General features: G+C 67.4%; 26 protein-coding genes and 2 tRNA genes. 11 read left to right on the forward strand and 17 right to left on the reverse strand.

Translation table 11 applies throughout. The features are described 5' to 3' along the window. The first annotated feature begins 45 nt into the window (after positions 1-45). The 4 genes from AB0J16_RS02270 (at position 46) to AB0J16_RS02285 (ending at position 3,764) form a co-directional block, all read left to right on the forward strand. Positions 46-1,035: an LLM class flavin-dependent oxidoreductase gene (locus AB0J16_RS02270; RefSeq protein WP_358533664.1), complete on the forward strand. Its 990-nt coding sequence runs from the start codon at positions 46-48 to the stop codon at positions 1,033-1,035. Positions 1,036-1,265: 230 nt separating this feature from the next. Continuing rightward, the gene (locus tag AB0J16_RS02275) at positions 1,266-2,192 is read left to right on the forward strand and encodes an ATP-binding cassette domain-containing protein (protein ID WP_358533666.1); all 927 of its coding nucleotides are present in this window, start codon (positions 1,266-1,268) and stop codon (positions 2,190-2,192) included. After that, positions 2,189-2,971, forward strand: a complete 783-nt coding sequence (locus AB0J16_RS02280) for an ABC-2 family transporter protein (protein ID WP_358533668.1) — start codon at positions 2,189-2,191, stop codon at positions 2,969-2,971. The genes AB0J16_RS02275 and AB0J16_RS02280 overlap by 4 nt, the downstream gene beginning before the upstream one ends. Further along, on the forward strand, positions 2,964-3,764 hold the full coding sequence (locus AB0J16_RS02285) for an ABC-2 family transporter protein (protein ID WP_358533670.1): 801 nt from the start codon (positions 2,964-2,966) through the stop codon (positions 3,762-3,764). The genes AB0J16_RS02280 and AB0J16_RS02285 overlap by 8 nt, the downstream gene beginning before the upstream one ends. 5 nt (positions 3,765-3,769) lie before the next feature. On the opposite strand, the gene AB0J16_RS02290 is transcribed toward AB0J16_RS02285, so the two are convergent. Continuing rightward, positions 3,770-4,549: a DeoR/GlpR family DNA-binding transcription regulator gene (locus AB0J16_RS02290; RefSeq protein WP_358533672.1), complete on the reverse strand. Its 780-nt coding sequence runs from the start codon at positions 4,547-4,549 to the stop codon at positions 3,770-3,772. Positions 4,550-5,001: 452 nt separating this feature from the next. Between AB0J16_RS02290 and AB0J16_RS02295 the strand changes: the two genes are divergently transcribed. Both AB0J16_RS02295 and AB0J16_RS02300 read left to right on the forward strand, forming a co-directional pair. Next, positions 5,002-6,000, forward strand: a complete 999-nt coding sequence (locus tag AB0J16_RS02295) for a tagatose 1,6-diphosphate aldolase (RefSeq protein ID WP_358533674.1) — start codon at positions 5,002-5,004, stop codon at positions 5,998-6,000. 15 nt (positions 6,001-6,015) lie between these two features. Beyond that, complete coding sequence (locus AB0J16_RS02300) at positions 6,016-7,059, forward strand: class I mannose-6-phosphate isomerase (RefSeq protein ID WP_358533676.1); 1,044 nt, start codon at positions 6,016-6,018, stop codon at positions 7,057-7,059. Positions 7,060-7,069: 10 nt separating this feature from the next. On the opposite strand, the gene AB0J16_RS02305 is transcribed toward AB0J16_RS02300, so the two are convergent. Next, the gene (locus AB0J16_RS02305; RefSeq protein ID WP_358533678.1) at positions 7,070-8,110 is read right to left on the reverse strand and encodes an NAD(P)-dependent alcohol dehydrogenase; all 1,041 of its coding nucleotides are present in this window, start codon (positions 8,108-8,110) and stop codon (positions 7,070-7,072) included. A 101-nt stretch (positions 8,111-8,211) separates the two neighbouring features. On the opposite strand from AB0J16_RS02305, the gene AB0J16_RS02310 reads away from it, so the two are divergent. Beyond that, on the forward strand, positions 8,212-8,844 hold the full coding sequence (locus tag AB0J16_RS02310; protein WP_358533680.1) for a TetR family transcriptional regulator: 633 nt from the start codon (positions 8,212-8,214) through the stop codon (positions 8,842-8,844). 92 nt (positions 8,845-8,936) lie between these two features. On the opposite strand, the gene AB0J16_RS02315 is transcribed toward AB0J16_RS02310, so the two are convergent. The 5 genes from AB0J16_RS02315 to AB0J16_RS02335 all read right to left on the reverse strand — a co-directional run bounded on the left by AB0J16_RS02315 (position 8,937) and on the right by AB0J16_RS02335 (position 11,526). Then, a tRNA-OTHER gene (locus AB0J16_RS02315) sits at positions 8,937-9,073 on the reverse strand. A 108-nt stretch (positions 9,074-9,181) separates the two neighbouring features. Continuing rightward, on the reverse strand, positions 9,182-9,913 hold the full coding sequence (locus AB0J16_RS02320; protein ID WP_358533682.1) for a hypothetical protein: 732 nt from the start codon (positions 9,911-9,913) through the stop codon (positions 9,182-9,184). A gap of 156 nt (positions 9,914-10,069) precedes the next feature. Continuing rightward, complete coding sequence (locus tag AB0J16_RS02325; protein ID WP_358533684.1) at positions 10,070-10,477, reverse strand: PIN domain-containing protein; 408 nt, start codon at positions 10,475-10,477, stop codon at positions 10,070-10,072. Continuing rightward, complete coding sequence (locus tag AB0J16_RS02330; RefSeq protein ID WP_358533687.1) at positions 10,462-10,713, reverse strand: type II toxin-antitoxin system prevent-host-death family antitoxin; 252 nt, start codon at positions 10,711-10,713, stop codon at positions 10,462-10,464. The genes AB0J16_RS02325 and AB0J16_RS02330 overlap by 16 nt, the downstream gene beginning before the upstream one ends. A 30-nt stretch (positions 10,714-10,743) precedes the next feature. Next, on the reverse strand, positions 10,744-11,526 hold the full coding sequence (locus AB0J16_RS02335) for an SDR family oxidoreductase (RefSeq protein WP_358533690.1): 783 nt from the start codon (positions 11,524-11,526) through the stop codon (positions 10,744-10,746). Positions 11,527-11,577: 51 nt separating this feature from the next. Here AB0J16_RS02335 and AB0J16_RS02340 point away from each other — a divergent pair, with 51 nt between their 5' ends. Continuing rightward, a complete protein-coding gene (locus AB0J16_RS02340; RefSeq protein WP_358533693.1) occupies positions 11,578-12,168 on the forward strand; it encodes a TetR family transcriptional regulator in 591 nt (196 codons plus the stop codon). 536 nt (positions 12,169-12,704) lie between these two features. Here the strand turns inward: AB0J16_RS02340 and AB0J16_RS02345 are convergent. From AB0J16_RS02345 to AB0J16_RS02355, 3 genes are all read right to left on the reverse strand, one after another. Next, positions 12,705-13,166 carry a hypothetical protein gene (locus tag AB0J16_RS02345; protein ID WP_358533696.1) on the reverse strand — a complete coding sequence of 154 codons (462 nt, stop codon included), beginning with the start codon at positions 13,164-13,166 and terminating at the stop codon, positions 12,705-12,707. Between the two features lie 398 nt (positions 13,167-13,564). Further along, the gene (locus AB0J16_RS02350; RefSeq protein WP_358533699.1) at positions 13,565-14,320 is read right to left on the reverse strand and encodes a DinB family protein; all 756 of its coding nucleotides are present in this window, start codon (positions 14,318-14,320) and stop codon (positions 13,565-13,567) included. A 550-nt stretch (positions 14,321-14,870) separates the two neighbouring features. Then, the gene (locus AB0J16_RS02355; protein WP_358533702.1) at positions 14,871-15,284 is read right to left on the reverse strand and encodes a winged helix-turn-helix domain-containing protein; all 414 of its coding nucleotides are present in this window, start codon (positions 15,282-15,284) and stop codon (positions 14,871-14,873) included. Positions 15,285-15,386: 102 nt separating this feature from the next. On the opposite strand from AB0J16_RS02355, the gene AB0J16_RS02360 reads away from it, so the two are divergent. The 3 genes from AB0J16_RS02360 to AB0J16_RS02370 all read left to right on the forward strand — a co-directional run bounded on the left by AB0J16_RS02360 (position 15,387) and on the right by AB0J16_RS02370 (position 16,254). After that, positions 15,387-15,626: a hypothetical protein gene (locus tag AB0J16_RS02360; protein ID WP_358533704.1), complete on the forward strand. Its 240-nt coding sequence runs from the start codon at positions 15,387-15,389 to the stop codon at positions 15,624-15,626. Then, positions 15,623-15,919, forward strand: a complete 297-nt coding sequence (locus AB0J16_RS02365; protein ID WP_358533707.1) for a hypothetical protein — start codon at positions 15,623-15,625, stop codon at positions 15,917-15,919. The genes AB0J16_RS02360 and AB0J16_RS02365 overlap by 4 nt, the downstream gene beginning before the upstream one ends. A 140-nt stretch (positions 15,920-16,059) precedes the next feature. Further along, complete coding sequence (locus AB0J16_RS02370) at positions 16,060-16,254, forward strand: tyrosine-type recombinase/integrase (protein ID WP_358533710.1); 195 nt, start codon at positions 16,060-16,062, stop codon at positions 16,252-16,254. Positions 16,255-16,313: 59 nt separating this feature from the next. On the opposite strand, the gene AB0J16_RS02375 is transcribed toward AB0J16_RS02370, so the two are convergent. The 7 genes from AB0J16_RS02375 to AB0J16_RS02405 form a co-directional block, all read right to left on the reverse strand. Next, positions 16,314-16,832, reverse strand: a complete 519-nt coding sequence (locus AB0J16_RS02375; RefSeq protein WP_358533713.1) for a pyridoxamine 5'-phosphate oxidase family protein — start codon at positions 16,830-16,832, stop codon at positions 16,314-16,316. A gap of 102 nt (positions 16,833-16,934) precedes the next feature. Further along, positions 16,935-17,011, reverse strand: a tRNA-Thr gene (locus AB0J16_RS02380). Between the two features lie 55 nt (positions 17,012-17,066). Further along, entirely contained in the window at positions 17,067-18,518 is a 1,452-nt protein-coding gene (locus tag AB0J16_RS02385) for an alpha/beta hydrolase (protein WP_358533716.1), read from the reverse strand. A gap of 290 nt (positions 18,519-18,808) precedes the next feature. Beyond that, the gene (gene ricT / locus AB0J16_RS02390; protein ID WP_358534816.1) at positions 18,809-19,654 is read right to left on the reverse strand and encodes a regulatory iron-sulfur-containing complex subunit RicT; all 846 of its coding nucleotides are present in this window, start codon (positions 19,652-19,654) and stop codon (positions 18,809-18,811) included. 140 nt (positions 19,655-19,794) lie between these two features. After that, positions 19,795-20,856, reverse strand: a complete 1,062-nt coding sequence (locus tag AB0J16_RS02395; RefSeq protein ID WP_358533718.1) for a permease-like cell division protein FtsX — start codon at positions 20,854-20,856, stop codon at positions 19,795-19,797. After that, on the reverse strand, positions 20,853-21,380 hold the full coding sequence (locus AB0J16_RS02400; RefSeq protein ID WP_357653870.1) for a SigE family RNA polymerase sigma factor: 528 nt from the start codon (positions 21,378-21,380) through the stop codon (positions 20,853-20,855). Before AB0J16_RS02400 ends, AB0J16_RS02395 begins: the two co-directional genes overlap by 4 nt. Before the next feature lie 84 nt (positions 21,381-21,464). Beyond that, the gene (locus AB0J16_RS02405; protein ID WP_358533721.1) at positions 21,465-22,643 is read right to left on the reverse strand and encodes a DNA polymerase III subunit delta'; all 1,179 of its coding nucleotides are present in this window, start codon (positions 22,641-22,643) and stop codon (positions 21,465-21,467) included. Between the last annotated feature and the right edge of the window lie 7 nt (positions 22,644-22,650).

Here is a 22,650-nt window from a genome sequence, read left to right on the forward strand (position 1 = left end):
TTCGGTCGCCGAAATAACCATGACTCGTCCGCGGTTGCACCGTTCATGGCTTTCCCGCTCTCCATCCTTGACCTTGCACATATCGGCGACGGAGAGACGGCTGGCGACAGCTTCCGCGCCAGCGTGACCATGGCCCAGCGCGCGGAGGAGTGGGGCTACCAGCGGATCTGGTACGCGGAGCACCACAACATGCCCTCCATCGCCTCATCCGCGACCAGTGTCCTCATAGCCCACGTAGCCTCACAGACCCAAACGATTCGCCTCGGGGCCGGCGGCATCATGCTGCCCAACCACGCCCCGCTGACCATCGCCGAGCAGTTCGGCACGCTCGAAACCCTGCACCCCGGGCGCATCGACCTCGGCCTCGGCCGGGCGCCGGGCAGCGACCAGCAGACCATGCGCGCCCTGCGCCGCAACCCGGCCTCCGCCGACGACTTCCCGCAGGACGTACTGGAGCTCCAGGGCTACCTGACGGGCGAATCCCGCATCCCGGGCATCGACGCGACCCCGGGCAAGGGCACTGACGTGCCGCTCTACATCCTCGGCTCGTCCCTGTTCGGCGCCAAGCTCGCCGCCATGCTCGGCCTCCCGTACGCCTTCGCCTCCCACTTCGCCCCGACCGCGCTGGAGGACGCCGTCGCGCTCTACCGGCGCGAGTTCCAGCCGTCCAGGCAGCTGGCGGAGCCGTACGTCATCGCCGGAGTCAACGTCGTCGCGGCGGACACCACGGAAGAGGCGGAGGCGCAGTTCCTGGACGCCAAGCGCAGCAGGGTGACTCGGTTCCTCGGGCGTGGCCAGACGTTCACCCCGGAGGAGGCCGACGTCATCCTCGCCTCACCGGCCGGGCAGCAGCTCCTGCAGATGGCCAAGTACTCCGGCGTCGGAACCGCCGCCGAGGTGCGCGACTACCTCGACCGCTTCGCCAAGCAGGCCCAGGCGGACGAGCTGATCGTCGTCTCCATGGCCCCCGACCGGAAAGCCTGGCTGCGCTCCCTCGAATTGTTGGCCCCAGTCACGGGAATGTCTGGCGGCTGACTTCGGTTACATAACTCGTGGCCGGTGTGCCCAGTGTCCCCGGGCCTCACCTATTGCCTTCGCGGAATACCGTTCGGCTGGAGCCGCGTTGTGCCTTTCGCCGAGAGGCGACACGCACACCGGTACGCACCTCGTAGGGCCGAGGCCCCGCCAGAACACTGGCGGGGCCTCAGCTGTTTCTCGGCCGGAAATCAATTGCCACACCGCATCCTTCACTGAAGGATGTCTTCATGATCAAGGTCGAGTCACTGACGAAGGTCTTCCGCCGGCCTCGAACCTTCTCCGGCCCCATGGGCGCCCTGCGTACCCTCCTCACCCGCCAGTACGACGAGCGGATCGCCGTCGACGACGTCAGCTTCGAGATCCCCGAAGGCGAGGTCGTCGGCTACCTCGGCCCCAACGGCGCGGGCAAATCCACCACCGTGAAAATGCTGACCGGCATCCTCACCCCCACCAGCGGCCTGATCGAAGTGGCCGGACGGGTGCCCTGGCGGGACCGCAAGGCCAACGCCAAATCCGTCGGCGTGGTGTTCGGCCAGCGCAGCCAGCTCTGGTGGGACCTGCCGCTGATCGAGTCGTTACGCCTGGTCGGCGACCTGTACGACGTACCCGCCGACCGTTACACCACCTCGCTGCGCCGCATGCGCGACCTGCTCGGCCTCGACGACTTCCTGGACACCCCGGTCCGCCAGCTCAGCCTCGGCCAGCGGATGCGCGGCGACCTGGCGGCCGCGATGCTCTACGACCCGCCCATCCTGTATCTGGACGAACCGACCGTCGGCCTCGACGTCCTGGCCAAGCAGGCGGTACGCGAGTTCATCTCCGACACCAACCAGGCCGGGCGCACCACGGTCGTCCTGACCACCCACGACCTGGCCGACGTCGAGGCGCTGTGCAAGCGCATCATCGTGATCGACAAGGGCCGGGTGCTCTATGACGGCGGCATCGACGCGCTCGTCACCGCCTACGCCCCGCCCCGGCGGCTGGCGATCCACCTGGCCGACGGCCAGACCCGCACCTTCGACATCGCCGGCGGCGCCTCCGTCCCCGAGTTGATCGGCCAGGTCGCCGCCGAACAGACCATCCGCGACCTGTCCATCCAGGAGCCCGACCTGGAGGGCGTGATCAAGCAGCTGTACGTCGAGGGCGCGCGATGATCCGCCCGCTGATCGGGACTGCCCGCATCGGCCTGCGCTTCCAGCTCGCGTACCGCAGCAGCGTGATCATGACCGTGCTGACGCTGATCGCGCAGGTCTTCCTGCTGCGCATGGTCTGGACCTCGGTGTACGGCGCGCAGCAGCAAGCCCAGGGCATGACGCTCCCGCAGCTCCTGGCCTACCTGAGCCTGGCCAACCTCCAGGCGTTCGCCACCACGCCGGTCATCTCGTACATCGCCCTGTTCAGGATCCGTACCGGCATGGTGTTCTTCGACCTGTCCCGGCCGACCGGCTACCTGCCGCAGCTGGCCGCCTTCCAGGCCGGGCACACCGCCGGCGGCCTCCTCCTGCTAGCACCTGCCATCCCGGTGGTCCTGCTGGTCGGCTCGATCACCCCCACCGGCCAGCCGCTCGCCTACGCCGGGACGCTGCTGCTCGGCTACGCCATCTCGGTGCAGTTGTCGCTGCTCATCTGCTTGATCGGCTTCTGGACGCTGGAGACCAGCGCGATCGCGCTGCTGTACCGGCTGACCAGCCAGTTCTTCGCCGGGACGCTGGTCCCGCTGTCGTTCTTCCCCGGCGCGCTGGGCACCCTGGCCGAGGCGCTGCCGTTCAAGTACCTGGGCTACGTGCCCGCGGCCGTCTACGTGGGCCACCTGTCGGGCGCCTCTGTCCGGCAAGCGCTGGCCGCCGAGGTCGCATGGGTCGCCGGGCTCACGGTCCTGCTGTGGGCGATCTGGCAGCGGGCCCACCGCAGGGTGGTGATCAACGGTGGCTGAGCTCGCCCGCACCCTGCGCCTGTACTGGCGACTCCAGCGTGCCACCATGCGCGGCGCCCTGCGGTATCGGCTCAACGCGCTGATCGGCATCGCGACCGGGGCGGTCTACCAGGGCAGCGGCTTCGCCTTCGTGTGGGTCGTCATGCACACCTTCCCCTCCATGGCCGGCTGGACCCTACGGGAGGTCGCCTTCCTGTACGGCCTGCGCCTGACCGCCCACGCGCTCTGCATGCTGCCACTGAGCAGCCTCATCTTCATGGAGTGGCTGGTCCGCGAGGGCGAACTGGACCGCGTCCTGCTCCGCCCGCTCAACCCGCTCCTCCAGATCATGACCAAACGCATGGGCGTCGGCCAGGTAGGCGACCTGCTGACCGGCCTGGTCCTGTTGCTGGTGGCGGCCCCCGCCTGGAGCCCGTCCATGGCGGCTCTCTGCCTGCTGGCCGTCATAGGCGGCGCGCTGGTGGAGGCCTCGGTACACCTGTCGCTGGCGTCCCTGTCGATGCGCATGCTGGACACCGCCGCTCTGCGCGGGTTCCTGGATGACGTGTTCAGCAAGTTCGGCTCGTACCCGATGAGTGTGTTCGGCGGGGTTACGCAGTGGTTGCTGACGTTCGTGCTGCCGGTCGCGTTCGTGGCGTACGTACCGGCGAGCGTGCTGCTGGGCAAGGCGGCGTCGCTGAACGTGCCCGCCTTCGTGGCGTACGGCAGCCCGCTCCTGGGCATCGCCCTGTTCACCCTCGCCTATCGCTTCTGGTGCCACCAACTCCGGCATTACCAGAGCGTGGGCAGCTAGGACGTTCATCCCACGGTGACCAGCTCCACCTCGGCGTCCTTCAACGCCACGGCGAGGTCCTCGGGCGGCGGCGCGTCGGTGACCAGGATCGATACCCGGTCGAGGCCGCAGATGTGCACGAAAGCGCTCCTGCCGAACTTCGACGCGTCGGCCACGACGACGACCCGCGTGCCCGCGTCGATCATCTGGCGCATCATCTGGGCCTCTTGCAGGTTGCTGGTGGACAGCCCGCCACTGGCCGAGATGCCGCCGACGCCGATCACCGCGGTGTCGGCGCTGATGCCCTGGGTGTCGGCGAAAGTCACCGGACCGATGGTGACATTCGACGAGATACGGCAGCTGCCGCCGATGACGTAGAGGTCGCGCACGGCGTCCTGCGGGATCTCGGGGGGCAGGCGCAGATTGTTCGTCACCACCGTGAGGTCACGCTTGCCGGCGAGCGCCCGGACCACTTCGAGCGTGGTCGTGCCGCCGTTGACGATCAGAGTCTCGCCGCTGGAGATGAGCTGCGCCGCGGCGATGCCGATGGCCTGCTTGGCCTGGTGGTGCACGGCCGCGCGACTGTCGAACGGGGTATCGGCCGTGGCCAGTTCGTCCGTGCGCATCGCGCCGCCGTGAGTGCGGGCGATCAACTGCCGCTCCGCGAGGTGGTCGAGGTCACGACGGACGGTGTCCATCGACACGGCGAAACGTTCTGCCAGCTCGGCCACGGTGGCGTGACCGCGTTCGCGGACGTGCCGCACGAGTTCGGCGCGACGCTTGGCGGGCAGTGCCGTGTCCTGCATGATCGACTCCTGAGGTGCGACTTATTGCGGTTAATTTCAGGTTTCTGCGACCTCACCATTGACCAATTCGCGAAAACAAGCATATTATCGCAGATATAGGCAGGTATGCCTAGCAAATACGGCAGGAACCCGCAATCTCGTCATCCCCCGGACCACTGTGTTCAGACTCCTGCGTCTTAGGAGAAGCGATGACAGCCAGCAGTCCTCGGTCCCTCGGGCGGCGCGCCGCATCGCGACTTGGCGCCGCAGCGGCCACGACGCCGCTGCCGGCCTGCTGTGGTTCCCGTCAGGCGGGCCGATGCCGTACCTGGCCCATCCGGGCCCACCACGATCGGGCTCGACGACACGTTCGTCGCCGGCGTGCTGCTCTCCGACCGCCCGCACGATGAGCGGGCGAGCCGAAGCAGGCCACCGCTTGAGCCCTACGTTCAAGTAACACCTGGAGACACCCAGTGAACTCGATCATCGATCCTGGCAAGATCCGTGGTCTGCAGCGCGTCACCAGCGCCGATGGTTACTTCCTCATCTGCGCCCTCGACCACCTGTCCGACTTCGCCGAACTGCTCGCGCCCGACCCGGCGAGCGTCACCTTCGCCGATGTCGTCGCCGCGAAGGACGCGGTGGTCCGCGCCGTGGCCCCGTCGATCTCGGCCGTGCTGCTCGACCCGTTGTACGCCCTCGGCCACCTCGTGGCCTCCGGCGCGGTGCCCGGCACAGTCGGGCTGATGTCGAGCATCGAGGACGAGGACTACCGGCACGCGGACGGACCGCGCCGTACCCGGCTGCGCGCGAACTGGAGCGCCACCCAGATCAAGATGACCGGCGCCGACATGTGCAAGTTGCTGTGGTTCTACCGCCCCGACGGCGGTCGAGTCGTCGCCGAGCAGCAGCGGCAGCTCGTGGCCGGCCTCGTCGCCGAATGCGCCGAGCTCAGCCTGCCCCTGGTGGTCGAGCCGATCTGGTATCCGCTGCCGGGCGAGGACCCGACCACCGCCGAGTGGAAGGCCGCCCGGGTGCGTGGCATCATCGCCTCCGCCGCGACCGCCGACAAGCTCGGCGTCGACACGCTCAAGGTGGAGTTCCCCGGCTACGTCGACACGGAAGAAGGACGCGCGCAGGCGGCCGCCGCCTGCGCGGAGCTGGACTCGATGGTGAGCGTACCGTGGGTCATCCTGTCCGCCGGGGTGGAATATGCCGACTTCAAGACGCAGGTCGAGATCGCCTGCCAGGCCGGCGCCGCCGGCTACCTCGCCGGCCGGTCGATCTGGCGCGACGCCGTGTCCACCCACGACCCCGCCGCCCGCGAGGAAGCCACCGCGGCGGCCAGGGCGCGACTCGAGGAGCTCAACGAGGTGACGCGGCGGTATGGGCGCCCCTTCACACCGGCCCGGCCACTCGACGTAGTGGTCAAGGAACTACCCAGCGAATGGTACCGATCATGGAACGCCTGACCTCGGAGCACATGCATGCCCAGCTTCCTTCTGCCCGCGAACACTCCGCGCTCGTTCTACCGGGGTGCCGGGCGTATCGGCCGGTTCCGCGGGATTCCGTCCGCCGATGATCCCTACTACCCGGAGGATTGGGTCGCCTCGACCACCAGCCGGCACGGAGCGGCGCCCGCTGGACTGACCACGCTGCCCGACGGCCGGTCACTCGCCGAGGCGATCGCCGGCGATCCCGTGTGGTGGCTGGGCGAACAACACCTCGCGGAACACGGCGCCGACCCCGCGATCCTGGTGAAACTGCTGGACGCGGGGGAACGGCTACCACTGCACGTGCACCCCGATCGGCGATTCGCCGCCGACCACCTGGCCTCGCCGTACGGGAAGACCGAGGCATGGGTGATCGTCTCGGCCGAGCCGGAGGCGGCGGTGCATCTCGGCTTCGCCAGGGATGTCGAGCCGGACAAACTCGCCCGCTGGGTCGCGGACCAGCGAATCGATCAAATGCTCGACGCCACGAACCGCGTGCCGGTGCGGGCCGGCGACGCCATCGTGTGCCCCGCGGGTCTGCCGCACGCCATCGGGGCCGGGATCCTCATGGTGGAGGTACAGGAGCCGACCGACTTCTCCGTGCTGCTCGAATGGGAGGGCTTCGCCGTCGACGGCCCCGCCGTCGGGCACCTGGGCCTCGGCTACGACCAGGCGCTCGGCTGCGTCGACAGGAGCGGCTGGGGCGCGGACCGGCTGAACGAGCTACGCCGCGCCCGCCAAGCGGCGGATGACGCCCGGCCCGGGGGCCGCCGCCTCTTCGCCGAGCTCGCCGACGAGTTCTTCGCCGCCGAGAGGCTGCGTCCCGATCCCGTCAGCGTGCTGGAGCCGGCGTACTCGATCGTCGCGGTCACCGATGGCGCCGGGAGCCTCACGACCGAACATGCCGCTCCGGTCCCGGTCAAGGCCGGAGACACGCTGCTCCTCCCGTACGCGGCCGGGTGGTGCACTCTGCGCGGCGACACCGCGGCGGTGCGCTGCAAACCGGCCCAGAAGTCCACCGAAGACTTGACCGATTGAGACGTCCTGTTCAGGACAGGTCAGACATGTCGAGCACGAACCGGTAGCGGACGTCGTTGCGCTGGAGACGGCTGAGGGCTTCGTTCACGCGTGCCGAGGGAAGCAGCTCGATGTCGGCGGTGATACCGCGCTCGGCGCAGAACGCCAGCATGGCGGCGGTCGCGGGCCGCCCGCCGCTACCCGCGGAGCTGAGCCTCTTACGTCCGACGAGCAGATCGGTGGTCTGTACGGTGACCGGTCCGAGGTGCCCGAGGTGGCTGAGCGTCCCGTCCATGGCGACCAGCCGCAGGTACGGGCCGAGGTCGTGGGGGGCGGAGATGGTGTCGATGACGACGTCGAACCGGTCCCGGGCCGCGGCCATCTGTCCCGGATCCGTGGAGTCGATGAGGCCATGGGCGCCCAGGCGACGGGCGTCGTCGATTTTGTCCGCCGACCGGCTGATGACCGTGGTGTCGGCACCGAGCGCCACGGCGAGTTTTACCGCGAGATGGCCCAGGCCGCCAAGTCCCGCCACGGCGACGCGGGCACCCGGTCCCACGCCGATTGTGTGCAGCGGCTCCCAGACGGTGACCCCGGCGCAGAGCAGAGGGGCCGCGGCGGCGGGGTCGAGGCCGGCGGGCAGGGGGTAGGCGAAATGGTCGCGGACGACGTATTCGCGGGAGTAGCCGCCCAGTGTGGTGGACCCGTCGCGGCGGTCGGTGCCACCGTAGGTCAGGGTCGGGAACTCATGGCAGAAGTTCTCCTGATCGGCCCGGCACATGGCGCACACGCCACACGAGTCGACGATGTTTCCGACCGCGACCGGGTCACCGACGCCGAATCGGGTGACTTCGGGCCCGACCTCGGTCACCACCCCCGTGAACTCGTGGCCCGGCACAAGAGGGACGCTCGTGTCGCCGGGATGAGCACTGACGGCATGCAGATCGGAGTGGCAGACACCGCAGTAGTCCACGCGTACCGCGATGTCGTCGGGCCACAGGTCGCGCCGTTCAAGTGAGACCCGCCGCAGTGTCGCGGAACCGTCCGCCTGCCATCCCACTGTGCTCCTCATATAGGCCAACTCCTTCGCAAACAGACTGTTCGGTCTATCGCAGACTAACCGGCCGTCGGCCACAAAACAAACCGACTGTTCTGTTTGATAGAGTGGACGGCATGGCCGATCAGCCCATGACCTCCCGTGGCGCGGCGACCCGCAGTCGCATGCTCGACGTGGCGACTCAGGAGTTCGCCGAATACGGGATCGCCGGGGCGCGCATCGAGCGGATCGTGGCCGCCGCCCGCACCAACAAGGCGCAGCTCTATGCCTACTTCGGCAGCAAGGAAGGGCTGTTCGACGCCATCTTCGCCGATTCGCTGGAGCGGATCGTGAACGTCGTCCCGATCGACGCCACCGACCTCGCGGACTGGGCCGTACGCCTCTACGACGAATATCTCCGCCGCCCCGACCTCATCCGGCTGGCCACCTGGGCCCGCCTGGAACGACGTCCCGCCGGCCACCTCGTCGAGGAGGCCGACCGCCTCGACGACCACAAGCTGCGCGCCATCGCCGAGGCGCAGGCCGCGGGCATCGTGAGACCGGGCGACCCCTTCGACGTGATGGCCCTGGTCATCGCGATGTCCATGGCGTGGTCGCCCGTCAGCAACGTCTACGCCGCGACTGCCCAGGAGCCGCCGGAGCTGCATGAGCAGCGCCGTACCCTGCTCCGCGAGACCGTCCGGCGCGCCGTGACGACCGCGCCCTTGAATGGCAGCGGCCCCCCGGACTACCCAAGCCGGGGGGCCTGATGTGTGCCGCCACGTGTGGCGCCAGCGGCGTTTAAGAGAACGGATCAGTCATGACGACGTGCGCTCTGCCATTGAGCCATCGGGGCACGAAGAGCCCCGAGCCGGATTCGAACCGGCATCTCAACAATCACAGTCCATCCTCGGTTGATCTGGCGCTCGACGGCGATGCTGAGGCTAGAGCGAGAATCTGAGTTTGATCGGCCGCCTCTACCATTTGGGCCACCGAGGCGCGTACCCCGGGGAGGACTCGAACCTCCACTTGAGCCGTTCGTCAGCTTCAGCTTGAGCTTCAGCTTTGCGCTTACGCGCACCCCGCGCTCAACGGGGAGTCATTGGGTCAGGCGAACAGATACCCGAACACGGCGTCGCCGACCTCCTGCTCATCGACGGCGGTCGCGTTGGCCTCTTCGCGGGCGTACTTGACGGCGTCCTGCAGCTTCTGCACGCGGGCCAGCAGCTCGTTGACGCGCTTGGCCGGCAGGGCTCCGGAGAAAGCGGTCTTCGTCCAGTAGCCGACCACGATGTCCTCGGTGAACACCTGCACCTGGGCGGGGTGCTTGTCCGTCGCCTCGGCGAGCACGTGGTTACGCGGAACCTTCTTGGTGCGGGTGGTCTTGACCGGTTCGGTGCGCCATGTCTCGGCGTTGTCGTCGAACGACCACGTCTCGGCCGGGTCGAGCGTCGGCAACTTCGACACGAACGTGTGCAGGTCGACGAGCTGCTTCTCCAGGAACAGCAGGTACGTGACCGGGGCGCCGGAAATGAGGGTCTCGCCGTCGACCACGACGTCCGCCTTGGCGGTGGCGTTGGTCCAGTCCTTGGTCGCGGTCACGTCGAACAGCCGCGTCAGCGCCTTCGCGACGTCGGCGATGATCGCCTCGGTCTTCACCTGGACGCGCGTCGACTCCGGCGGCAACTGCTCGCCCTCGTCGTCGATCGGCTGATAAGTGCGCGACAGGCCCGACAGGAGCGGCGCCTTCTGAATGGCGTGATAGGCGTCGGACACCGCGCGCTGCGTGCTGGCCTTCACGCCCTTCTCTACGGCGAGGATCTGGTTCAGCTTCGCCACGGAGGGTTTCCGTTCGTTGGGGGTCGGCGGGATAGGGCAGAGCGTACAGCGATGGCGCGATGGGTACGCAACTCATATAGCTCGCCGCACGGATCGCATGGAGGATGCCTACACTGCCTCGCGTACGACCGCGGCCATGGACGTTGCCGTCAGCGATCAGCGGGGAACGACTTGCGCCCGCACGCCGGGAAGATCATCGAAAGCGGCCGACGAGTCCATCGTGACGATGGTTCTCGCCGTGGTCGCGGCGGTGGCGGCGATCAGCAGGTCATACGCTCCCCTCGCCTTCCCCTCCCGCCGGACATGCGCCAGAAGGCGAGCATGCACCCTGGCGACGTCCGTGGTGTACTCCTCAACTGGGATCAACGCCAGGACCTCATCCACGAACGCCTGCCGGGCGGGACGGCGTACGTCGTCGGCCAGCTCCACCCCGACGAGCAACTCCGCCACAGTAATCGCGGCGATGGCCACATCGTCAGCGTCACCGATGACTTCGTCCACAGACGCCTTGCCACGCTCCGCGGCGATGAGCACACCCGTGTCCAGGATCAGGCGTCGGGCCACGTGCCCCTCATCTCGTCATCGACCGTCTCCCGAGCCGCCACGACATCGGCCTCGAAATCAGCGTCCAGCGTTCCCGCGCTCCTGGCGAGAAACGCCTTGACCATACGACCAGGCGCCGTGGGAGCAGGACCGATCACCGCGATCCGCTTCCCACCGCGAGTGACCAGGATGGTCTCGCCATGCTCAGCCTCATCGAGAACCGCTGCGAAGCTTCGTGAGGCCTCAGTGGCAGTCATCACCTTCATGCAATCAGATTATCTGATTGCCTATGCGGCTGACGTGGCCAGCGCTACCCGAGCCCCGAGATGGAGCCCGCCGCTGGCGTCCAGCACCTGGCCGGTCACCCAGCGGGCATCGTCGGAGGCGACGAGTGCCACCACGTCGGCGACGTCCTCGGCCCGGCCGACCCGCCCCAGCGCGGCCTGCCCGGCGAGGAACGCCGCCGCCTCAGGGGGGAACAGCGACGTGTTCGCCTCGGTCATGGTCGCGCCCGGTGCGACCACGTTCACGGTGATGCCGCGGTCGCCCAGCGCCAGGGCGAGGGTGCGACTCATGGTCTCCACCGCGCCCTTTGTCATGGCGAAGGAGGTCTGCGCGGGGTTGGCGATCCGGGTGACGGCCGAGGAGACGCTGATGATGCGCCCGCCATCGGCCAGCAGTGGGAGCGCGCGCTGAATGATGAAGTACGGCGCCTTGACGTTCACCGCGAAGAGCCGGTCGAACCGCTCGGCCGTGTCGGTCTCGATCGGCCCGGCCGGGGCGGCCGCGGCGTTGTTGACCAGGATGTCCAGGCGCCGCCCGGCCAGACCGGCCTCCAACTCGGTGAACAACGCGTCGACAGCCCCCGCCTCCGCCAGGTCCGCGCCGATCGGGAACGCACGCCCGCCGACCCGTTCGATCCGCTCGACCGTCTCCTGTGCAGCTGCCGCGTCCTTTCCGTAGTGGACGGCGACGATGGCCCCGTCGGCGGCGAGACGTTCGGCGACCGCCCGCCCGATCCCGCGTGAGGCCCCGGTCACCAGTGCCGTCTTCTCTGCCAGCTGTCCCATTGCGTACCCCGCAAACTTGTTAGTAACTATCAGCATGGTAGGTTCTATCAGGTGACAGGAGAGACGGCAAGCCTGCGTGAGCGGCGCCGGGCAGAGACCCGGCGCACGCTCCAGGCGCACGCAGTACGTCTGTTCATGGCGCGGGGCTACGACGCGACCACGATCAACGACGTCGCGCAGGCGGCCGGGATATCCGCGATGACCTTGTACCGGCACTTCGCCACCAAAGAGGACCTGGTGCTCTACGACGAGTTCGACCGGGAGACCGCGGCGGCGCTGGCGGCACAACAGCAGGAGGAGCCACTACGTCAGCGGATCGGCCGGGCCCTGGTGCAGACCGCCGCCATGGCCGTCAACGCCGACCGGGACCTCCTGCTCGCCCGCCTCAACCTGATGATCTCCACACCTGCCCTACAGGCCCGTCATCTGGACAGCCAGTACGCCACGGAGATCGCCGTCGTCGACGCACTCTGCGCCGGCACCACCGACCCTGACCTGGAATTCCGTATCCGCAGCACGACTGCCGCATGTTTGGCGGTCATCCATGTCGCGCTTATCCGCTGGGCGGAAGGAGACGGCCAGCAGGACCTCCCCACCCTCATGCGCCAGGCCCTGACCTCAGCCTTCGACACCGCATTCTGAAGGGGTGCGCTCACCACGGTGGTCGGGTCCTCTTCGATTGACGCGCACCCCGGGCTGTGCCACCGCAGCCGGTGGCCTCGGCTCCTACATGAGCGCTTCGTTTAACGCCGCCTGGAGGGGACGAATGAGAGCCGGGCCTTCAAAGCGGCGGCGGCCCGACGTAGTGGATAGCCTTTTGCGCGACGTCAGGCGTTACTCGACCGGCCCAGTCGAATGCCGCGTTCTGATCATCAGTGGGGATGTCCGTGGTGAAGTACACGGCAGGGCCGATCTCCCCTTCCGGCCGGAGCGCCCAACCATCGGCTTCCCTGCTCAACACCCATTGATCCGCCGTCGGCGCCGTGTCGATACGGGGACGCCATATTTCGACGACGGCCCGCGGCAGCGACTTCCATCTGGACGCGTACAGGGCCAGACCACCTCGCCCTGTTCCGCTGGGTGCGTAGCCGAGGACGCCCTTACGGGCTCGGCCGAGCAGGCATAGTCGCAGCACGTCAACCGCATGCCGCAGTGCTGCCGTTCGAGATCCGCACGGTTCAGTGGCGTTCGCAGTCATTGGCGCTCACCAATCGTTCGGGGCTGTCTTTCTGCGCGGGTTCGAACTCCTTCACTCTGCCATCGGCACCCCTTGTCGCGCCGACGGCTGTACCTCTTGCACGCCATAGACCTGGAAAGCAGAGCGCGGTCGCAGTCAGCGTCTTCGGCGTCGCCGGCGGAACCGTGCGGTCCCCCCGTTCGTCCATGGTCACCCATCGGCCGTTGGTATCCCGGAGCTGTATCCGGACGGATATCCGGTGTCGAATGGGCGGCACTTCGCACCAGTACTTCAGGGTCGCGCCGATCCCAGCTGACGAGATGCTCATCCCTTCATGCAAAATCTCCATAAAGCACTGCGGATCCGACGCCCGGCCCTTCTCGCCGCCGATCCGTCCGGCACAGGCGGTTAAGGCGGCGAACGACAGCGTGGCGAGAACGCATACGCGCAACGGCCATCGCATCGTCAAGCCTCCTCGCCCTTGGCATACCGTCACAGACAGTAGTCGTACGATCACGATCGAGCAATACGAGCGGCGGTAAGACCCACGTCCCGGCAAGACGGCAAGGCCAGCCTGCCAGTCCACACCGAACCGCTCTGTGGGGGCGTTCCTCCGCCCATATCGAAGACGTGGACGCTACGGCGAGATCCCAGGACGTCGCTGCCGCGCTAACCCGGACACGCTCTCCGACTGGCCCGAGAAGCCACCGTTGGTCTCACCTTCCGCTGGATCGCGTGGCCGCGAACCGGCTGTATGAGCGGCTTGGCTTCCGAATCAGAGAATTGCTGGCGATGAATGATAAACAGCCGCCGCGCAGCCAAATGGGGTTGGAAGTCATTTCCGGCCGGGTCGGCGCCAGTTCAGGCACCGGCCTCGAGCACGGCGAGGTCACGCACCGCATAACGGTGATGCTCGGCCTCTTCCTTCAGCACCACCTTGAGGCAGCGGCGCACGACGTACTCCTGGTCGGGATACGGGTCCGCCGGCCTGCGACCGCATACCCGATCGAGCTCGGCCTCGGTGAGCCCGTCGACGACACGCCGCATCGTGGCCATGCGGGCAAGCCGCGGCGCGAGCACTTCGTCGAGCGTCGGAGTGGCTTCGAGGGTGAGACCGAGCTTCGCCGTCGCGTCGGGCGGCATCCCGCCGTGAGGAAGGCCCAACGGGTGGTACGGCGCATCCTCCTCGAGCACGGCATTACCAAGCCAGGCATCGCCGGCCATCAGCAGGTGCCGTTGGGTCTGGACGAACGACCACTCGCCGTTGACCTGCTCGTGCAGCTTGGCCTCGGGCAGGAGCCTGGCGCGGTCGAGCGTCGCCTCCCATTGCGTCTCGATGGCATCCCAAGCAGCCCGGTAGTCGACGCAGGACGCGGCGTCACGCGCCAGCACCCGCGTGGGGTGCCGCCGGTCGAGCTCGGCCTCGACGTAGGCGGTCACGTCGACGTCGTTGACGACGAGACGCTCGAAGTCGCCACCGAGGTAGACGTCGCTCCCATAGCAGTCGACGATCTTCAGACCGCTGACCTCGCAATCGCGGATCTCGAGACCGGCAAGGTCGCACAGGTGGATGCGGGCACCACGGAACTGGTCACTCTGGGCGTACTCAGCAGCCATCGTGGCAGTCTTCCGCACCCGTCCCGCCCCCGCCACCTTTGGCAATGTCGATCACGTAGACCGACCTCCGCGCCATCATCGCCATCCTCCGGAACCCCGTTGAAGGGATCAACAGCAGGATCATGGACGCGGATGACCAATTCCAGGCGATACGCACACGTCGTGACCTGGCTCAACAGCGGTCGAGCCCTACGGGAGTGGCCCAATAGCCTGCTCAGCCAAGCCTCAATCTGGCTCAATAACCTGATCGCTAACCGTCGTGCGCCTGTTGTCGGGATGAGCGGACCGCAGCGCCGCCGGTGGCGCTGGTTCAGCCTGCCGTACGTCTCTCGTGCGCCGTTCCGATGTGCGGCGGCGGTCGCGGGCGGGACCGGCCCGGAGAGGCCGCACGCCCGGGCGCGTACCGCCGACCGCCCGCCGCCCAACGGGCGGCGGCTTGAATACCGTGAAGAAAGTACTCATCCGATCATGGTCATAACGTCCCGACCTGCGCGATTGCTGCCCGCCTCGGTGTCTCGGACAACGCCTGATGATCGAACGGCCTTGAGGTTTACGCTTCGTCGCCGGCCTTGACGATGGTCCGGTCTGCGGGGAGTAGGCGGGATTCTCCGTCTGGGTCGGTGATGACCAGGATGGGCACGCCTTCGGCTACGCCGAGTTGCTTGCGTTCGGGCTCGGTGGGCATGCGCGCCGTGACGTGGGTTCCTGGGGTTATCTGGACGGTGACGGCTTCGCCTGCGTCTCGGACGCGTGAGCCGCGTAGCTCGGTGATGATGAGTCCCTCTCCCCTGAGTACGGCCATGGCTCGACGGACCGAGTCGCGGGAGATGCCGAACTCGGCCACGTAGTCGCTCTCGGCGGGGAGTCTCTGCCCGGGGCGCAGGTCTCCTCCTTCGATGCGTGCCCGGATCAGGTCGGCGAGTTGCTTGTAGACCGGGCGGTCGGCGCTGGGGTCAATGGCCATGACCTCGAAGCTACGTAGCACTGTACGCACCTTCGATTGCGCCTACGTACGTATGTAGCTACATTCGGATGTACGTTGACCCTACCTTGATCGGCTGGCCTCATGACGCTTCAGGATCTGGCAACCCAATACCCGAACTGGGTGATCTGGCGCGGTGCGACCGACACGGGCCCCGGAAGCTGGTATGCCACGCGACGTGGGATGGCCCTGAGTGATGACCAGATCGGTGCCGGGATGGCCCAGACAGTGAGCGGTGACGACGACGCCGCGCTCGTCCGAGAGCTGCAATGGCAACACGAGATCGCTTTTCAGCTTTCTCGGAACACGAGGGTGAACCCGTGACGGACCTTGGCGATCTCGACGATCCGTACCACGGGGTCCATCCGGCCGTACCTCAAGCAGGCTATGAGCGGCTCACCTGGCAGGAGCCCGATCCCCGTTGCGATCGGGTACGAGTGCGCGATCACACCTGCGAGTGCCAGCACATCGTGTACGAGCTGTGCCAGGCAGGCGGCCTGCACTTCATCCGGCGCCTCTACCGCTCGGACTGCGTGGTCGAGCACCAATCCGACTGGCTGCGCGCCCCCGAGGCTGAACGGCTGTGGCTTCGCATCCTGCTAGGCCAGGCCCGATGAAGGAACAACAGAACGGGTGCCCGGCTCACGAGGAGCATGCTCCGTGAGAATGCACGGCTTCCGCCAGGCGATCGAAAACCGGCATGATCTCGTGCGCCACCGCATGCATACTCTGAAGGTACCGCCCCCGACCACTACCGATGATCCGTCTGCGCGACCTACGCCATGTCCACACGACCGTGTTGGTCCTGGCCGGCGTTCCCGTACACGTCGTCGCGGCCCGCCTCGGCCATGCCGACCCCGCGATCACCCTCCGGGTCTATGCCCGCATGATCCGCTCCGCGGAAGCAGCCGCTGCCGATATCTTCGCCAACTCCCTCGAAACCGCAGATTAGGAGCAACGGCAGCCGTAGGAGGTCCCTCGTAGATCACATGAGCCTTCTCGCTATCAGCCTCAGTCCGCCTGCCGCTTCCAGAGCTGACGCGGTGCATACCCGCTTCGTCGAAGCCAGTGTTCTGTATAGACAATCCGATCAGCTTCGACAACGGTCAGCGGGCCGGACGGCGGTTCGTCGAGCGGGCGCGAACGCTCCACATGATCCGACTGCCACCTGAACGCGGGCCAGTAGTGCGAGAACTCCGGATCATCGATCCCAAGAACGCGGGCTCGTCCGAAGACCTGGGCGCCTCGGCTGCTGGCCTGTCCCACCAGCGGGGCGAATATACCGATCGAGACCCTGGGGTCTGCGGCTACGTTCCGCATCTTGGGAGACGTGGGCACCGCCGTGAACATGAGCGCGAAGCCCAGGTGGAAGTAACGCACGGGGGTCGCCAGCGGCCCGTCAGCCCCAGACGTCGCCAGGACACACATGTTCTGCGATGAGAGCAGGTTCAGGATGCGCTCTTCCAGCAGTTCTCTATCCAGGCGCTTGGTTGGTGACGGACCAGCCAGCCATTCATTGGTTACAGGCATGGCAGAGGATCTCATAGGCCATACAAGGGCCCGGCACGATGCTCCTGTTAGCAGGAGTGTTAGCAAAAGGCCCCCCGCGATCATCGCGAGGGGCCTTTGACCTGGAGCCGCCTTCGGGATTCGAACCCGAGACCCCTTCATTACGAGTGAAGTGCTCTGGCCGACTGAGCTAAGGCGGCGTGCCGTACAGCGTGAACGAGTCTACAGGAGCCCAAGGGGTTCTTGCTCCCCCGATCAGCCGATGCCCGGACAGACTGTTCCGTCCTCTGGTGGTGTGCCCGTCAGCAGGTAGTGGTCCACCGCGTCGTCCACACATGTCGAGCCGTTGAAGTACGCCGTGTGACCGTCACCGTCATAGCCGAGGAACACGCCCGAGTTCAGTTCGCTCGCCAGGGCCTGCGCCCATGAGTACGGGGTGGCCGGGTCGCGTTCGGTGCCGATGACCAGGATCGGGGCGGCGCCTTTGGCAGTGAGTGAGCGGTTTGTGAGTGTCGGCTTGGCGGGCCAGAAGGCGCAGGGGAGCGAGCTCCACATGAGGTAGGAGCCGAACCTGGGTGCCTGGCGTTCCGCCTCCGTCGCCGCGGCCGCGTAGGTGGAGACGTCCTTGGGATAGGCGCCGTCTACGCAGTTGATGGCCATGTTGGCCTCGGTCTGGTTGGAGTAGACGCCGTTGGCGTGCCTGTCGATCAGCTGGTCGGCGTTACGGAGGAGCAATCTGCCGTCGCCGTTCAGGGCCTGGCGGAACGTTTCGGTTAGTTCCGGCCAGGAGCCGCGGTCGTAGAGCGGCGTCAGGGCGCCGAGGGTGGCGAGCGACTCTCCGGCCTGGCGCCCGTCGGCCGGCAATGGGCGGGCGTCTGTACGGCGAAGGAGCTCGGTCACCTCGGCCAGAGCGCCGTCGACGGTACGGCTGCGGAACGGGCAGTCGCCCTCCGCCAGGCAGGACTCCAGGTAGGCGCGGAGGGCGCGTTCGAAGCCCATGGCCTGGTCGGCGTTGAGCTTCAGCCGGGAGGTGGCCGGGTCGAGAGCGCCGTCGAGCACGAGGGCTCGGACCTTGCTGGGGAACATGTCCGCATAAACAGCGCCCAGGAAGGTGCCATAGGACTTGCCGAGATAGGTCAGTTTCTGGTCGCCGAGTGCCTGGCGCAGCCCGTCCATGTCCCGCGCGGCGTCGACGGTGCCCACATGCGGCAGCAGTCGGCCTGACCCGGCCTCGCAGCCCTTCGCGAACTCGCGCGAGCCCTGCTCGAGCGCGGCCCGTTCCTGCGACGTGTCGGGGGTGGTGTCCAGGGCGATGAACGCGTCGAGCCGCGAGTCACTCAGACACTCGACCGGCGACGACTCACCCACACCGCGTGGATCGAACCCTACGACGTCGAACCGTTCGCGCACCTCCTCGCTCACGATCGATCGGGCGGCTCGCGCATACGTGACCCCGGAACTTCCTGGACCGCCTGGATTGACCACGAGAGACCCGATTCGGTCGCCGGTGGCCGGCAGCCGGACCACGCTGATCTTGATGTGCTCGCCGTTCGGCTGACCGTAGTCGATCGGCACCGACAGCTTCGCGCAGTCGAACCCGTCACCACAGTCAGACCAGCTCAGCCCGTCCGCCGGCGCCCTCGTCCCGGCACAGGCGGAGGCGAACAACACAGTCGCGGCGACGACGGTCAGTGCTCGAACCCACACGCTCCGAATCTTACGCGTGCCCCATCTCCCTCCAGCCTGCGGATGGCATCAGCCCGCGCCGCATACGGGCCAGACCAGCCCCGGCGCCGCATACGTGCCAGGCGCCGCGCCGCATACGGGTCGGGCGTGCCTCTCCGCATACGGGTCAGGTTTGCCTCTCCGACCCCCGTGCCCGAAACGCGGCCCAGTCAAGGAGCACAGCTGAGGAGCACAAGGGCGCGGCAGACGGGCACGAAGTTCACGAGCACCGCCCGTGAACTTCCCGCGTCGTGCCCGCCGGCTACCCGCCGCTATCCGCCAGGAGACGACGTGCCGCCCTCCTCGCCGTACATCTTGTCGTGCTGCTGCCGTGGCGAGCACACCGAGGCGGAAGGGCACGCACAGCGCCGTCCACCATCGTCCAGACGCACCGTCACCGTGTCCGCCGGGACGTTATGCCCCAGGACACTCCCCTCCCCCTGCGGCGTGCTCACCCGACTGCCCGTACGCGGCATCCGGTTGCGGGTCTCGACATAGAGCGGATGCTCGTACTTGAGACAGCACATCAGCCGCCCACACGCCCCGGCGATGCGCAAGGGATTGACCGGGAGGTCCTGGTCCTTGGCCATGCGCACGGAGACCGGCTCGAAGTCCTTGAGGAACGTGGCGCAGCACAGGTCGCGGCCGCATGGGCCGATGCCACCCTGTAGGCGCGCCTCGTCACGCGGGCCGATCTGCCGCAGCTCCACCCGGGCCCGCAGGTTGCGGGCCAGGTCTCGGACCAGCGCGCGGAAGTCGACCCGATGCGGAGCGGAGAAGTAAACCGTGTAGACGTTGTCCTGGTCGAGGTAGTCGACGCCCACCACCTTCATCGGCAACTCGTGCCGTTTGATCAACCGCTTGGACACGCTGCGGGCCTCGGCCCTGCGGCGCTTGTTGGTCTCGTCGCGGGAGAGGTGTTCCTCTCCTGCTATGCCCGCGCACACCGGCATTCCGTCGATGTCTTCACTCGAATATTGCGGCGCCCACACGCACTCCGCCACCTCAGGACCCGAGTCGGTCGGGACCAGCACCTTGTCGCCCACCTTGGGGGTGTGGCCACCGGGATCGAGGTAGTAGAGCCGCCCGTAGCGGGTGAAGCTCACGGCCATGATCATTCCCATGGGCTCGTGCTCGCCTCCTGACGGCCTCGGGGGTTCTTACGGCCTTCGGTTGCCACATTACGTGTGTCTACGCGTACGGCGTGAGGACCCCATCACCAGATCCCTGCGGCACCCTCAGGCGCCCCGGAACGGCACTACCGCGTCTTTGTAGCGCACATCTTGCTGCCTCCAGGCTGTGAGATCCCATAACGCGTATAGATCTCCAGCTGTTCGCTCATGCACCTCTGGTCGACGACTTGCGCGACGCCGGGCATGCGGCGCAGCTTGTCGATCATCGCGTCCCCATGGGAAGCCGGCTTCATCGCAAGACGGAACGAGATGGGCATGTCGGATGGCTTCGTTGCCTGGACGAGAGCCTTGTTGCCGGCATAGGAACGGCGGAAGTTTTCGTACGCCTCTTGCTGATCTTCGAAATGTACTGATGCGACGTCTGGCATCCGGTCGATCGCCGTCGCAACGGCTCTCTGCTGGGCCGGCGTGATCCTTTTTCCCTCTCTGCTGATCATCTGAACTTTCTTTGACGGTCCCCGAGTGACGACGGCGCCGCACGCTGGCATGGACGAATGATCCCCACATAGGAAGACCGTAACCTCCATCTTCGGCGGCTCGGCGGCCCCCGTCAGGGCGTTCAGCGATGTACGTGAGGCGCTGACCACCCCGCCTGTCGCCTTCGCCTTTTGGATCAGCGCATCCACGTCGGCTCCGGGCTTGAGCTTGACCCGGAACGACGCGAACATGTCGCTCATCTCGACCCCGTCTAGAACCGCGTTGTTGCCTGCGTAGTGCTGACGAAAACTCTTGTAGGCCGTCGCCTGATCTTCGAAAGACAACCACTCTACGTCCGGCCGCTCGCTCAGAGTCGCCTGTAGTGCCGCCACCTGCTCGGCAGTGGCGCTGCCCGCGCAATCGGGGCTCTTCGACCCGGTGGAGCACAGGAAGAGACGGACCTCCTGCGGCCCCTTCTCGCTGATCGGCGGGTTGGCCGCCACCGCGCGCTGCTCGTCGCCGGCAGACGTGAGTGCGGCCACGGTCGCCGCCCCCGCGAGCACCACCGTAACCCCAGCCACAGCAAGCAGGCGGAAATCGACGCGACGGCGCCGGTCGAGTGATTTGAGCGGCCGCAGCGTGCTGGGATCGACCGTGGCACCCGCCTCAGTGAGGGCCGCACGTAGACGTTCTTCCACAGGGCTGTTCATGAACCCTCCTCAAGTGCTCGGCCGAGAGCAGCGAGCCCTCGTGCGATCGTTGATCTGGCGGTGCCCCCGCTGATGCCCATGGTCTCGGCGATCTCCTGGTCGGACAGATCTAGGTAGTAACGCAACGTCAGCGCCTCGCGCTGCCTGCTCGGCAGCTCGCGCAGGGCCAGCAGCACCTCGCGGCGCTCCTCGCTCACCAGGACGGCGCTCTCCGCGGACCAGACAGGCGGTTCGTACGGCACGGCGCGGCGGAACGCGATCGCCCGCCTCCGCATCACGGACCGGCAGCCGTTGAACACCGCGGAACGCACATAGGCCAGCGCCTTGTCCGGATCTCGCAGCCTCCAGCGGCTGGCGTGGGTGCGTGTGAACGCCTCCTGGACGACGTCTTCGGCGGTCGCCTGGTCACCGACCATGACGAGCGCCAGCCGCACGAGACCCACGTGATGCTCAGCGAAGATCGCCGCGACATCGACGCGTTCTCGTATCAAGGGCTCTGGTGGGGAAAGCTGCTCGACTTTCACATTACAGAGACGCTCAAGGGCCTCATCTGCTGCTCCTGCCACATGACCAACTTCCGCGAGGGTCACCCGGCGGGAAAGAACCCGCTACGCGGCGGACCGGAGGGAGAGCATCATCGCCTCGACCGCGATCTGCGGGTTGACGTTGGCGTCGAGGCGTTCGCGGCATCGCATGATCGCATCGATCCGCCGCAACGTCTCCTCCGGCGTCGACAGCTTGGCCAGCTGGTCGAGCTCGAAGCGGAGGTCGTCGTTGGCCAGCTCCACCCCGGCCGCGAACTGCATGGCCAGGACGTCCCGATAGAACGACACCAGCTCCAGCAGCGCCGCGTCGAGCGAGTCGCGTTTGATGCGCGTGGCCCGCGACTTCTGCCGGTCCTCCAGCTCCTTCAACGCCCCCGCGCCGCCTCGCACCAACCCACGGTTGAGGCCCTTGCCCGTGGACCCCTCGCCGTAGATCTTGCGCAGCTCGGTGGTCTCGGTCTCGTTGAGCGCGGCCGTCGCCGCCGCGGCCTCTTCTTCGGCCGTTTTGACCAGGCGTTCGGCCGCCGAGACGCAATCGCCGACCCCGGACAGCGAGCGAGGGATGGCCAGGACGGCCTCCCGGCGCCGCCGTACGTTCTCGTCCAGGGCCAGTGCCCGAGCCCGGCTGATGTGCCCCTGAGAGGCGCGGGCGGCGAAGCGGGCGGTCTCCCAGGGCACGCTGTCGCGGGTGGCCAGCACGTGGGCGACCGCCTCCGTGGCGGGGGTGGCCAGGGTGATCACCCGGCAGCGCGATCGGATGGTGATCATCATGTCGTCGGCGGCGGGCGCGCACAGCAGCCAGACCGTACGGGGAGGCGGCTCCTCGATGGCCTTGAGCAGGGCGTTCGCCGCCGACTCCGTGGCCCGGTCGGCGTCCTCGAACAGGATGACCCGCCAGCGGCCCTGCGTGGGCGCGCCCGCCGCCCGCAGGATGAGCTCGCGCGTCTGCTTGACGCTGTAGGACAGGCCCTGGGGGCGTACCGTCTCGAGGTCGGGGTGTGAGCCGATCAGCACCTGGTGGCACTGGTCGCAGTGACCACAGCCGCCGTCCGGGCAGAGCAGCGCCGCCGCGAACGCCCGCGCGGTCTCCTCCCGGCCCGACCCGGGCGGGCCGGTGAACAGCCAGGCGTGCGTCATGCCCGCGCCGCGACCACCCCGCACGGCATCGCCTGCCGCCGCGGCCGCGCGGGACAGCACGGCCACCGCCTGGTCCTGACCGACGAGGTCATCGAAGACGCTCACCCGACAA

The organism is Nonomuraea sp. NPDC049750 (assembly GCF_040659625.1).
In the GTDB taxonomy this organism is placed as follows: Bacteria; Actinomycetota; Actinomycetes; order Streptosporangiales; family Streptosporangiaceae; genus Nonomuraea.